Here is a 12,657-nt window from a genome sequence, read left to right on the forward strand (position 1 = left end):
TTCCTTGACGCAAACGATAGACACTACTGTTGGTACTCTCCTTGACCTTGCCGCGCGCAAGGCAACAGGAAGTATTGTCGTAGGCGGACGCCGCATTGTGCTTAGGCAAGGCGAAGTCTCCAATGTCGAGGGCAGCTCAAACGACATCGATTTTGAGCGTTTTCTCTTTGAGACCTCCCGTTTATCACCGCAGCGCATTGAACGCATTCGTGAGCAAGCCAAACAATATGCGCTCTCCTTTGCAGAAGCGATCAGCCAACACCATGACCTCGAATCGACCATCAAAGACACCTGGCGAGCGTTGTGGCTGCATCGCCTACGCCTGGGTCTTTCAGAAGCTGATGACGAAAGTTCCTTTACGCCCTATGCCCCGCCTTCGCCCACAGAGTGCAAAACGAAGCTTATCTATCTGCTACTTGATGCACTGAAGAACGACGCACAAGATGAACTTGCCGACGAGATAGGACGTAGCGCAAACAGTCTTTGGAAATGGACCGACAACCCTCTTACTGAGCAAGCTCGAAAATGGGCAACCTTAGAGGAACCCGATCCCGCTTCGACCGTCATGGATGCGTTGCAACGAAACCCAGCGGCAACACCACGCTTTGCAGCGTTACTTAAAGCGAAGCTCATCGAAATCAGTTACACCAAGCGTTCCAATCCCTCGAACGCGAGCAAAAAGAGCGACCCACGAGCCCGAACTCGAACACATACCTACCAGCCAGCCAGCAAGCTATCCGAAGGTATCACTCAGGAAATCGATCTCCTTACCTTTGATCCCCGAATCACTCCCAAGGAAGACGCTCCGGAGCAAACGAAAGCAACGAGCTCTGAGAAGGGCGAAGAAACGCAACCCTTTTCATTGGGCGAACAACGCGTTCCTCCTCCTTTGCCTAAAGAGCCAAACCTCGCAAGCTCTCGAGCGGAAGAGCCGCGCAAAGATACCTTGCGTCCTTTTGGCGCCGCACCCCGCAAAGGGCCTGTTCGCCAAGCCCCGCCTTCGCCGGGTGAAGGCGCTCAAACGTCGATCTATCTTCGTGAATTCCCGGAACCTAGCATTCGACTGGACGACCCCCTCGAAGAGATTGAAAGCAAACTTAGCGGTAAATCCACATCTCGGCTGCAAGCTCACGAAATCTCAGAGTTGTGGCAACGCATCGGACACATCTGGATACACACCCTTAAAAGCCCTACCGAAGCTCTTCGAGCTTACCGCGAAGCCGTCGCCGCTGATCCTTCAAACATCGAGGCAAGTGAGTCTGCTATCAACATTGCCCAGTCGCTGGCAGAGCGCGAGCTCTCGTTGGCCTATGCAAAGGCAGCTGTCGGGCACGCCAAAGCGGAACAACGTGTCGCCGCGCTTCACTTGCTAAGTTTTGCAGCATTACGCGTTTCCAATTCCGAATTGGCTTTGGAAGCCTTGCGCGAACTGGCACAGAGCTGCCCTTCCGATCCGGAAATATACGAACTGCAAGCACGAGCCTTGGCTCTTAGCGGCACGGTTGACGATGTCGAATCCTTCTCACTCGCTACATGCAAAGCGGCTGTTTTATGGGCCTCTTCGCACAGTGAACGAGCCTTAGCCTTGCTTTGTTGGGGTCTGCAAGTCTGCCCTACGAGTGAACGGATTCTTCAAAGCTATGTTGCGCTACTCAACAGCCTAGACAAAAAAGACGCCGCTGAGATCATCTCGCAGTGGTTTTGGCTACAACACACACCAGACGACAAAAACAGCTCAGTCTCTCGTCTTTCTATCGTTATTGCCGAAATTTTTTCGGGCAAAGACATTCGCAGCAGTGACGATCACAAACAGCTTGAGCGATTTTTGGAAGTAAGACATGTCTTTGGTGACGCCCCGCCTATTTTGGCCGCCATCGCTGAAGTCGCAAACCGAGTATCGGATCATGCGGTCATGCGTGAAGTGGCAGACACCTGGTTTCACATCACACCGCTTGATCCGGGTGCAGCGCTCGTTCGTTTGCTTGCACGATGTGAAACTCGAAACACCGGACCGATTTGCCAAGCAGCATTTGATGTACTCGACTCCGTATTCCTCCATCCAGCAACGCTCGACGCTCTCCGCCTCACCTTACAGCGCCTTTTGCGCATCGGGTCGGTCGGCGCAGCTTTGCGTGTGGCCGAACAAGCCTTCCATGTCGTAGGACACCTGTTTAATACCGACGATAAAGGCTTGGGCAACACGCTCGAAGACCTTCGTCGCGCGCCTGGAGCGGATGACTTTAGTCTGACCACGCTCGAGCATGGCCTCAATGACATGCAAGGAGAAGACCGTGCCGAAGCCCTGCTTCGAATCGCAGATTTTCACCGTCAGAAGAAACGCTTTGTTGGCGAGATGCGAGCGCTCTTAAGAGTTTTAGCGCTCGAGCCAACCAACAAAATCGCTTTTAACCGTCTTGAAGAGTTGCTAGTCAATTCCGGCCGCTACTCAAGACTAAAAGCCTTGTATGCGCTCCGCATGAATCACGCTTCCCGTCCGGAAGAAAAGTGGGAATGCTTGCTTGATTTAATCGCTATCGCATACCGGGTAGAACACGACACTCAAGAGGCCGAACAGTTCCTTTCTGAAATCATAGCCGATCGAGAACGTTTTCCTGCAGCGCTATTCATAGCAGCGGGCACGCTTGTCACGATGAAGCGCGCCAATGATGCCATCAAGCTTCTTCTTGATGCAGGCAAAGATGATCGCGATCTCTTTATTCGCTGTTCTTTACAGGCTGCTAAAATAGCCGAAGAGGACTTGCAAGATGGGGCTCAAGCTCTACGCTTTGTTGCAGACGCCTTGCTCGACAGTGGACAAAGCGTGCTTTTGCCTACTTTTGAGCGATTGGCCTTAAAAACGGACGCTGTCGCGCAAGCCCAAAAAGTGTTCGATGCTTTTGCTCGTCAAGCTTTAGGGCGCCACGGTCGACGCGCTATCTACTACCGCGCGGGACGTTGGTTTGAGCTTGCTGGTGCGTTAGCCCTTGCGCTCAACGCCTACCGGACCGCTTTCGAGGAAAAGCCGGCCCCCGGCATCATCTTCTTTTCACTATGTCGCACCGCCGAAAGCACAGGAAACTTCGAGCTGTCGGTGAAGAGCAACATAACTCTGGCCGAGTCGCCTTTACCGGATGCCGAACGGGCCCAGTGCTATCGTCATGCGGCTCAGCTTTCGTTTGATCACCTCAATTCCCCTCAAACGGCCACTGAATTTGCGGCAAAAGCATGGGAGCTTGAACGCTCTGACACATGCAAAGCCACAATGATGCGCTACGCCAAAGCATGCTTGAGTCCCGACGGACGCCCCCCTGAATGGCTCGAAGCCTTAATGAATAGTCTGCAACTGGATCTACCGTTGCCAAAAAAGGATCGTCCCGATACAAAGGCGAGCAGCCAGCCCGCTTCTGAAAACCTAAGCTCTGATGCCTTGGAGTTGTTACAAACGTCTCCTTGGCAAACTAGCGCGCTGCCCGCCTTGCTACAGCAGACTAACCGCCCTCATTTCCGCTTTTATGCGAGCATGGCGGAGCACATGCGCTCTTTTTACTCCAATGAGACGCAAGCGCCCAGCGCCATCTCGTCGGAGTGGCTAAGCAAAGATTTTGATTCGTTTGAACTACTGACCTCCGCAGAGTTCCAGCGCCATGCCCCGATTTTCGAGCGTTTGTGGCTTGCTGCAAATCCAGTATTTCGTAAACCCTTGGCGCTCTATCAATTAAAAGAAAGCGACCGCCTTTCTCCTCTGGATGCACCCATCACCCTGGGTCGAGCATACATGACGGGCAATCGCGTACTTCGAACGGAGCAACCAGCGCTGTACCGAAAACACCCAGGGGCCGATGAACTTAAGGTCATTGCTACCGCTAAACCCGCGATCATGTTTGGACCGCATTTGGACCTCTCCGAGCAGAGGCTTGTTTTTCGCATGGCATACAACCTGCAGCTCACGTCACCAGCATTGGTTTTGTTTGCTACACTCGATAGCCATGAGGGCGATGCGCTTATTGAAGCTCTGCATGCAGCCTTCGGTGATACCCGCACACGAGCCCCATCTAAAAATGCGGCCAAACTTGGAGCAGAGCTGTGGGAAACCATGCCGAAAAAAGACCAAGATTGGATGCGCAAAACCATGGCTCAAACTCCAGAGCTCCCCAACTTTTCTAGCTTTAGGCAAGCCGCGTTTGATTCCGCGCTACGTGCAGGCCTACTCGTAAGCGGCTCATTGCGCGTCGCTATCGAAGCTCTCGCCAGTTTTGATTCAAGCTTCAGCCCATTAAGCCTCGCAACCGAGGAAGGCTTTCAATCGATTTGCAAACAAAACAGTTCCATGCAAACCCTCATCCGCTTTGCGTTTTCACCCGAGCTTGCAGAACTGTTCACTATACCGTGAACAAACCAGACCCTTGATGTAGCCATCATTGAACTGCTTTGATGATTTCAGTCGCCACAGCTGCCGTCACGGCAGCAAGAGCGCACCGCAGCATTCGGCGAATCGCGGCAGTACCGACAGTCTGCAACATCGTCCATGCCCAAGGGCTTACAAAGCAAGAACTCGGGAGAGTCCGTGCTATCGCAGGGACCAGGAAACTCGGTATCATCCGCTCCAAGAAAAGAGACACTTGCCCCGCTTAAACGGACGACTGAAATCGGCCAATTCCACGCGTTCATATCAATGTCTTTGCCACCCGTTGTCTCGCCGAAAGCCTTTACAATTGCGGTGAGTGTGAAGGAACCAATTTGCTGCACCAGCGTATCCAAATCTTCAACGTAGGAAGCCGGAATAATCTCCATCGATCCAGACTGCTGAACGCCTGCGCCATCAGAACTTGACGGAATAAAGGTGGGCTCTGTCGTGGTAATTGTATAAGGGTTTGGCGCACCGGATGGCATCAATAACGGGCTACCATCGGGTGCCAGCAGTTCAATTTCCGCTCCTTGCACAATAAAGCCATTCGGATCTGGCTTTAACGGGGTCTGTGATGCCCGTGCGAGCAACTGGCTTTGGAATACCGGGTAAATGCTGTAAGCGCTTGTTTCGCCTGGATAGGCCTGGGCTAGCCCCGTATCGATTCGTCCGCTGTACAGCCGCAACCCACCAATCGCCACGGTGCAATCATCAGCGGGTTTGATATTTGAAGTAATAAAGACCGCTGGAGTTTGGTCGGCGCAACTCACTACCAAACTGGCTAGGCACAACGCACACAAGACTCCCACATTTTTGTCATGTTATCCACCTATACGAAGTTTAACGGCTGTTTTGGAGTTACGCCAGTTCTAAACCGTCTGGACAATTGTCCCTTCCCGAAAACTAGCAGTTTATAGGCGCAAAGCTTCACTACGGTTCACAATTCTTGGGGTAAGGAAAATTAGCAATTCGTTTCGTTCATCACGCACCCGACGCCGCTGAAAGAGCAAGCCAAGTATGGGAATGTCCCCAAAAAAAGGCACCTGATCCACGTTACGACCGGTGTTTCGCGTGAAAATACCACCGATTACCGCTGTGTGACCATCGTCGAGTAAAAGATCCGTTTCGGCCTCACGCTTCAAAATAGAGGGATCACCACGAGCACCAGTCCGGGTGAAATCCGGCTCATCACGGGTCAATTTAACATGCATGGCCACCGAGCCATCACTTGTTACATGCGGGCGCACTTCAAGCTGCAACTTGGCTTCTTGGAAAGCCGTCTGCACGCCCTGAGCACTGGTCTGTGAATAGGGAATGAGCGTTCCTTGTGCGATGTGCGCCAGATGATTGTCCAAAGTAAGTATCTTCGGGGAGCTAACGATCCGAACAACACCGCTTGCTTCAGCAGCGCTCAGGCGAATATTAATATTGAAGTTTCCATCAAGGCTGCCAAAGGCCAGACCAAGCGCACCACCTTGGCCGTCACCGACCGCATCAGGTAAATTGACCGCATAGTTTGGGGTAGCAACCCGTGAAGAAAAAGGTGAAAGACCTTGTGTCTGCGACTGCCCTGGCGAGTAGTTACCGCCTGCAGCGGTAAGATCCGACGGAAAAACCAAACCGGTTGGGTTTCCTGTCGCCGATGACATGGAAACGTCACCACCCCATTGAATACCTACGTCTTTTGAGTACTGACTGGTTGCCTCGACAATGCGCGCCTCAACTAAAACCTGCGGTGTCTGAGTATCGAGACTTCGCACAAGCGCTTCGACCTCTTGCAGGTTTTCAACGAGGTCGCGCACCACGAGTACGTTTGTTCGCTCGTCCACAGACGCGCTACCGCGCTCACTCAAAAGCTCTTTGACTCGCGCCTGCAAATCGCTAGCCGTGGCATAGCTTACCGGAACCAAACGTGTCTCCAAGGGAGCAAGTTGCTCGCGCTGTTTGCTGCGTGCCAGCGCAAGCTCAGCTTCTTTCTCAAGCGTCGACAGCGGAGCTACACGAATGATGTTGCCACGGCGCACCATGCCCAAACTTTTGGATTGCAAAATCAATTCAAGCGCTTGATCCCACGGAACGTTTCTCATTCGAATGGTGACTGTTCCCGTCACATCGTCACTTGTAATCACGTTGACGCTGCCAACCTCCGCGAGCAAACGAAGGATATTGTGAATGTCAGCGTCCTTAAAATCGAGATCGATTTTGCGACCCGCGTACTGTTTGCGCTTGTTTGCGCTGATCTGCATCGGGACCGGCGTCGAAAAACCAGCAGCTTGGTCGCTATCGACACTTTCCGCTTTACGATCCTCGCTTGTTTTGCCGATAACGCGTGATCGTCGTTGCGGGGCTTCGTTCGCGTAAGGAGGAGCGAAAAGCCAGACGATTCGATTGCCTTCACGAATAGCGGTCGTACTTGCCAAGCCATTACGCTGCACTTCCACCATCGTTATCCCCGGCTTACTACGCACTTCAACTGTTTGAATGACAAAATCGCGCGGCCCTTCCACTTTCTTGGGAGCATGCGCATAAAGCAAAACGCCAGGCAGTTCCAAACGAGCTTTTCCATTTACGTCAGGCGCTACCCGAAACTCGGCTTCCCCCGAGAGTTCTAAGACCAACCGTTCGCGGCCATCTCGTCGCTCGATTTGCACTGATTCAAGTTTGAGCGGACCATTGCGCTTCGTTGCTTTGGAGAGTGGCTGTTTATTGGCCAGTCCTTTTCCCTAAGTACGACTTCGATTTTTCCGCGATGACTTGTCGCATGGTAGGTTACGGGAACCGCAGTATCGATCGAGACTTGCACACCGTTCGCAGCAGTACTGCTTGTCGTACTAACAATAAGACTGTGATCACCTGTAACAGCGAGACCGTTTTCAGAGAGCTGCGCGCCAATGACTTCAACCACAACATGTTTTGCACCATTGGACGCTCGAATGTTGTAGTTCGGCACATTGAACTGGCCACGGATGCTCAACGTTGCTTGCGTTTGCTCTCCAGCAGCTTCAACATCGACAGAAGCTTTTCTTTTTAAAGATGACTTGCTTGCTTCGGTGTATGCAATCGAAGACAAAGTTAAAACAAAGAACACAAGGTAGGTAACGCGCCGTAGCCGCATGAAGCCCCTTTCAACTGGTTAGTTGCATGTTCCGATCCTAAAGCAAATGAAGCAAAAAACCGGCGACTCAACAACCATTCGATACACTGGAGCTGCTTATTTTCAATACAGTTAGATCCGTGCCAAGAAGAACTATCTCGCTATTCAAGCAAAACATGACTTAATCATTTTCATCGGAAGCAAGCGCTAAAATCCGAGAAAGCGGCGGCTGATTCGGTGCCATAGGATTTTCACGTGTAAGCACCACCTGTCCAACTTGACCTGTTTTGGGATCGGCGCCGCGAACGCGACTCACACGCCAATTGAGTACAAGTGGGGGACTATCTGAATCAACTTGCAATACTTCGGGTCGGCCCAAAAAGTCTCCACGCTGCACAATGTATCCAACGCCTGTCGGTGCAACAATCAGAGCACGAGGACTTGGTACACCACTGATGATCGCTGTCAAACGCATCTGATCAAGGCTTACGTTTGACATCATGACCTCTCGTTGAGGCTGATCCATCACCTTGGTCTGAAAGATATCGAAAAAGGTCCGGAACGGATCGCGGTTCTCTTCAGTTTCGACGAACATATCATCGGAAAACTCAATCACCGCCTTTTGCTTTCCGGCGTTCTCTCCGTCTAAATCGCTACTTTTGCCTTCGTCGGCACCCCCGCCAAGACCTTGCCGATCCACGGTATCTTCGCCACCACAGGACAACCCAAAGGAAATGGACAATGCGATAAAAGCCACTCGATAGCTATGAATACCGGCGTTCCGTGTGCTCCAACCCAAAGTCATTTACCCCCCTGCGCAGCGGCAGCTTCAGCTGGCGCCGCCGCCTCCGGAGGAGGAAGCCTACGGAAGGTCGTAGCAAGAGCATCTGCGCGCAAAATCATTTCGTCGTTTTTCGCGGAAGGCTCCTTGAGACTAATGTTCTCCATGTTGATGGCTCGCTCCAAACGGCCAATATGATAGAAAAACTTGGCCAACTGGTGGTAGCGCCCCTGAAGCTGAATGCCTATGGGAACTCGAATATAATGCTCAGAGTCCTCTTCTGGGCGTGGTTCAACCAAAAGGATTTTCAGCCCGCTTAACTCAGCCACTCGGTTCAGATCCTGCAAGAACGCCGGGATTTCTGATTTTTCCGGCAGAATGCGTAAGTTTCGCCGATCGACGGCCTCACGCTCCGTCACCTTCTCACGGAGCGCGATGTATTCTTTTCGCTGCTCTTCAGCCACGCGCAGGTCTTTTTGAAGCGATTGATACTTCTGCTCTGCGTCACCAATGTCACTGGAGACGCTCATGTAAAGCGAAAAGTAAAACGCCAAACTAAGCAAAGCGATGATAATGCCGAGCACGCCGACTTTTCCGGCGAAGGGCAACTTCGCAAAACTTTTTGCATCAATCGCCATCAGTATTTCACCCTACACGTTACAGTAAAGCCTATCATGTCCACGTCATTCTTTGAATTTGACGAACGATCCATTTGACTCTTTTGCAAAGTGACTTCTTCAAAAAACTCGGAAATTGCTAAACGACGCAAGAACTCCGCGATGTCTTCATTTGTCTTGCCTAAACCACGAAGCGTACATTCTCGATCCTCTTCAGAAAAACCAGTAAGCCAAAGACGTCGCCCGTCCCATTTGGGAGAATACCCAGCTAGAGGATTTTCCTCGCGCATTTTCTCGAGCACTTCTTTGTCGACTGTAGGGCCTCCGCCATGGCTCAAAATGCGGGATAACTCCAACATTATATTTGTTGGTCCCAGCCGAGCACGTTGCAAGCCATCGACGACTTCCTCAAGCTCTTGGCTCTTTGCAAGCTTTTCTTTGAGCGTCTCAAGGTCAGCGCTTTGTTGCTTGAGCGTATCGATTTTTTGAGACAAATCGTTGTTGCGTGTCTCAAGCTCTTCGAGTTCGTTATTGCCAATAAGGTAGACGACCAGCAGAACGATGCACCAAACAGCCGCAACTGCACCATAGACCACCGCCCACGCTTGGCCACTTGCTCCCGCAGAAGTTGCTCGTACTGCTTGCGGCAGCAGATTGATGCGGATCATGACGACTTCTCCTTGTCCTTACGCAAGGAAAGCCCCACCGCAACAGGTATTTGGCTTACACGGACTTGCAGCTCTTGCAGATCGACAGACTTCGGATCCGGACTTGCCACGCGAAGAGGATCCAGAAGTTCGACAGGAACACGACTCCCTGCTGCAATAGCTTCAAGCAAAGGCCGCACGCGAGAGGTGCCACCCGAAGCATAGATTTTATCGATATGCCGCTCTCCGCTGGTTGCCAGAAAGAAATCGATCGAACGCTGAACTTCGCCAGCGAGCCCCTGAGCGCTAGCCCGCACAATATCCGCCACTTGCGGAGGGATACCGCCCTCGACATTCCCACATTTAAAATCCTCAGCTTCTTCGAAACCACATCCAAGCTGACGTTGGATCTCAGAAGTAATCGTATTCCCCCCTGAGGTGATATCACGCGTAAAGGTTGTGATGCCGTTTGAAACCACGTTGAGTGTGGCTATCGATGCTCCAATGTGCAAGAGCACAATCGTCTGACCAGCGGGCAATTCTCCAAAGGAGGCCTCAAAACAATTTTGAACGGTGAACGCATCAAGGTCGACAACTTTCGGCTTCAAGCGCGCCTCATAAGCCAGTTGGTTAAATCGCCAATCTCCTCGCGCTTCGCCGCAACCAAAAGCACGTCCATCTGACCGCTTTCCTGTTGCTCTTGAAGAACCTGATAGTCTATCTGTACGTCCGCTAAATCAAAAGGAATGTACTGCTCCGCTTCCCATTGATTTGTTCAGAAAGCTCATCAGCTGTCATGTAGGGCATGCTGATCTTTTTGATAATTACACTGTGCCCACTGATGCGTAGGGCGATATCGCGTCGCCGAGATTTGTAAAAAAGCTTTTCAAGGCCTTCGACAATTGCGCCAGCGTTCATGACGTGGCCATCAACGATAGTCTGCGGAGGCAACGGATGATAACCAAAGCGGACAAGACTTAGGCTTCCGCCACGACCCTCCTTCAGTTCGCACACTTTGATTGAACTCGATCCGATGTCGACACCAACTAGGTTTTTTCCCTCAGACATCGGTGCGTTATTACTCCTCTTCGCCAAACACGTGCTTGGCGTCTGCAAGGGATAGGCCCAAAGCTTCCAGAATTTTCCGTTTAGTGTCCATCCTACATCCGTAACCCTTTTCTACACGGTCGATGGTCAGGACGGAAAGATTTGCGCGACGAGCAAGCTCCGCTTTTGAAACCATTCGCTCAATACGCATCTTTCTCACGTTGTTCTTCTTCTTGGGGGCACCACGCTTTTGGAGATTAATTTAGCGGCTTCCGTAGGCTCTGATGCAGGCTCAGATGTATCGGACGCACCGTGGCCGACAGTGTTATCATCCGTATCGTTTTCGCTACCCACCATGCGATGCCCCAACCTTATCCACCAGACTACTCGTTTGAATCGGACTTAGGCCCGACAGGCCCTGAGGTCAAGAATTAATTGGATTATCGTTTAATCGAAACATAACTATACCATAACGTACATAATATTAGCGAGAATTTACATGCCTGCTGTTATTTTCTCTCGAAAACACAACTTTGGCCTTTTTTGCGTGAGATGTTGACGAATTCCCGTTGCAATCCATACTAGCGCTCTGATCGGAAAGGATTGATCCGTCTCGCCACAGTGAAGGGGCGAGCTGCTGCGTCAGAAAGCCTTGAAATATTCGCGATATTACTGCAGTTTTCTTCCTTACATCTCACACCTTCACTTTACGATCTCGGCTCAATACTTTCCAACCCGAGCACTAGCGGCAGAATTTCCATGAAAACCTTTCGACCCACAAGAATTTGTTGCTTGATCGCTGTTTTGCTTTTTGGGGCGACTTCGCTGATTGGCGGAAATGCACACGCTGAACGTGAGCATCTTGTTCGTTCGGGGCAAACCTTAAGCAGCATAGCAAGAAAATATCGCATCAGCGTCGGTGCACTTGCTGGCGCCAACAACATCGATCAAGACCACGCCCTGCGTCAAGGCGCAGTCCTTCGCGTTCCGCAACCGGGCATCATTTACGTGCAGCCTGGGCAAAGCCTGAGCGTGATTGCAAAAAACCACGATGTATCGGTTGAAAAGCTCGCAAAAGCAAACCGTATCAAAGCCAACTCAACGATCAAGGTCGGACAGCGTCTTGTTTTACCGGGTCACAAAGCGATTGCACGCGCTGTCTCAAAGTGGGGGCTCCCCAAAAATGCTGGACGCATCACCTTGTATCGCGTGGCCACAAAAAAGCGATTGCGCTTACGCCCCCTGAACCAAGGAGGAAGTGTCCGTCCCGTAGCCCGACGATTGCTGGCCAACCTGCTTCAAGAGCGTGGCTCGAAAAAGAAACACCTCCCCCACCCCCGTCTCGTGCGACTTCTCACTCAAGTTTCCGACCACTTTGGCGGTCGCACCATCATCGTCGTCAGTGGTTATCGAAGGCCGGGCGGCTACACATCGGATGAAAGCCGTCACACTAAAGGTCGGGCGATTGATTTCAAGGTCCAGGGCGTGTCCAACCAAGCCGTGCGTGACTACCTCCGTAGCTTGTCTTCGGTAGGTGTCGGTTACTATCCCCGTAGTTCATTCGTGCACTTGGATGTTCGAAAAAAGAACGCCTATTGGGTGGATTGGTCGGGCCCAGGTCAGGCGCCCAAGATCCAGCGTTCAGGCTACCCACCACCGGTGCTTGCTGGTAGCAACAGCGAGCACGACGGGCACTCCGAGCCACAAAGCAACGAGTCGGCAGAAGTAAACGACGATGACGCTAGTGACGATGAAAAGGTAGCGCCAACACAACCCAACAGCAGCGCTCAAGAAGCGTCAGCGCCGGCATCAACATAGCCGCCATCTAGCCCTGGGGTTTGGGTTCCACTATCCGAACTCGAATCAGTCACCGAAGCATCAGAGCCCGGAGCCCCAGGTGGCTGTGGTTGAGGCACGCCGGTGCACCCAAAGACGGGAAGGAGAACGATTAGGCACGCGAGCTTAAAAGCGATTAGGATTCGACGCTTCATGGTGTCATACAGTAGTGCATAAAACATGCCACCTAGCAATGGACGGAAACGTTTGTACTTTTCAGTAGCCCCGAT

10 protein-coding genes and 1 pseudogene are annotated in these 12,657 nt (G+C 51.9%); 2 read left to right on the forward strand and 9 right to left on the reverse strand.

What is annotated here, in order from left to right:
- Positions 1-4: 4 nt before the first annotated feature.
- Positions 5-4,390, forward strand: a complete 4,386-nt coding sequence (locus tag IPJ88_13320) for a hypothetical protein (GenBank protein QQR89182.1) — start codon at positions 5-7, stop codon at positions 4,388-4,390.
- A gap of 47 nt (positions 4,391-4,437) precedes the next feature.
- Here IPJ88_13320 and IPJ88_13325 read toward each other — a convergent pair whose 3' ends face one another.
- The 8 genes and pseudogenes from IPJ88_13325 to IPJ88_13360 form a co-directional block, all read right to left on the reverse strand.
- Positions 4,438-5,175 carry a hypothetical protein gene (locus IPJ88_13325; protein QQR89183.1) on the reverse strand — a complete coding sequence of 246 codons (738 nt, stop codon included), beginning with the start codon at positions 5,173-5,175 and terminating at the stop codon, positions 4,438-4,440.
- Positions 5,176-5,316: 141 nt separating this feature from the next.
- A complete protein-coding gene (gene pilQ / locus IPJ88_13330) occupies positions 5,317-6,849 on the reverse strand; it encodes a type IV pilus secretin PilQ (GenBank protein QQR92041.1) in 1,533 nt (510 codons plus the stop codon).
- A gap of 164 nt (positions 6,850-7,013) precedes the next feature.
- On the reverse strand, positions 7,014-7,520 hold the full coding sequence (locus IPJ88_13335; protein ID QQR89184.1) for a hypothetical protein: 507 nt from the start codon (positions 7,518-7,520) through the stop codon (positions 7,014-7,016).
- A gap of 160 nt (positions 7,521-7,680) precedes the next feature.
- On the reverse strand, positions 7,681-8,304 hold the full coding sequence (locus tag IPJ88_13340) for a hypothetical protein (GenBank protein QQR89185.1): 624 nt from the start codon (positions 8,302-8,304) through the stop codon (positions 7,681-7,683).
- Positions 8,301-8,918: a type 4a pilus biogenesis protein PilO gene (gene pilO, locus IPJ88_13345; protein QQR89186.1), complete on the reverse strand. Its 618-nt coding sequence runs from the start codon at positions 8,916-8,918 to the stop codon at positions 8,301-8,303. Before pilO ends, IPJ88_13340 begins: the two co-directional genes overlap by 4 nt.
- Complete coding sequence (locus tag IPJ88_13350; GenBank protein QQR89187.1) at positions 8,918-9,565, reverse strand: PilN domain-containing protein; 648 nt, start codon at positions 9,563-9,565, stop codon at positions 8,918-8,920. Before IPJ88_13350 ends, pilO begins: the two co-directional genes overlap by 1 nt.
- Positions 9,562-10,612 (reverse strand): annotated as a pseudogene (gene pilM / locus IPJ88_13355) (type IV pilus assembly protein PilM). Before pilM ends, IPJ88_13350 begins: the two are co-directional and overlap by 4 nt.
- Before the next feature lie 10 nt (positions 10,613-10,622).
- Positions 10,623-10,802 carry a helix-turn-helix transcriptional regulator gene (locus IPJ88_13360; protein ID QQR92042.1) on the reverse strand — a complete coding sequence of 60 codons (180 nt, stop codon included), beginning with the start codon at positions 10,800-10,802 and terminating at the stop codon, positions 10,623-10,625.
- Between the two features lie 548 nt (positions 10,803-11,350).
- Here IPJ88_13360 and IPJ88_13365 point away from each other — a divergent pair.
- Positions 11,351-12,409, forward strand: coding sequence for a LysM peptidoglycan-binding domain-containing protein (locus tag IPJ88_13365; protein QQR89188.1), 1,059 nt, complete (start codon positions 11,351-11,353; stop codon positions 12,407-12,409).
- On the opposite strand, the gene IPJ88_13370 is transcribed toward IPJ88_13365, so the two are convergent.
- Complete coding sequence (locus tag IPJ88_13370; GenBank protein ID QQR89189.1) at positions 12,379-12,582, reverse strand: hypothetical protein; 204 nt, start codon at positions 12,580-12,582, stop codon at positions 12,379-12,381. The genes IPJ88_13365 and IPJ88_13370 overlap by 31 nt on opposite strands.
- Positions 12,583-12,657: the final 75 nt, after the last annotated feature.

Source organism: Myxococcales bacterium (genome assembly GCA_016699535.1).
Lineage (GTDB): Bacteria > Myxococcota_A > Polyangia > Polyangiales.

Bases quoted from the DNA above. Each gene is read 5' to 3' on its own strand.
- pilQ (QQR92041.1), bottom strand. From the start codon at position 6,849: ATGGTGGAAGTGCAGCGTAATGGCTTGGCAAGTACGACCGCTATTCGT.
- IPJ88_13335 (QQR89184.1), bottom strand. From the start codon at position 7,520: ATGCGGCTACGGCGCGTTACCTACCTTGTGTTCTTTGTTTTAACTTTG.
- IPJ88_13340 (QQR89185.1), bottom strand. From the start codon at position 8,304: ATGACTTTGGGTTGGAGCACACGGAACGCCGGTATTCATAGCTATCGA.
- pilO (QQR89186.1), bottom strand. From the start codon at position 8,918: ATGGCGATTGATGCAAAAAGTTTTGCGAAGTTGCCCTTCGCCGGAAAA.
- IPJ88_13350 (QQR89187.1), bottom strand. From the start codon at position 9,565: ATGATCCGCATCAATCTGCTGCCGCAAGCAGTACGAGCAACTTCTGCG.
- IPJ88_13360 (QQR92042.1), bottom strand. From the start codon at position 10,802: ATGCGTATTGAGCGAATGGTTTCAAAAGCGGAGCTTGCTCGTCGCGCA.
- IPJ88_13365 (QQR89188.1), top strand. From the start codon at position 11,351: ATGAAAACCTTTCGACCCACAAGAATTTGTTGCTTGATCGCTGTTTTG.
- IPJ88_13370 (QQR89189.1), bottom strand. From the start codon at position 12,582: ATGAAGCGTCGAATCCTAATCGCTTTTAAGCTCGCGTGCCTAATCGTT.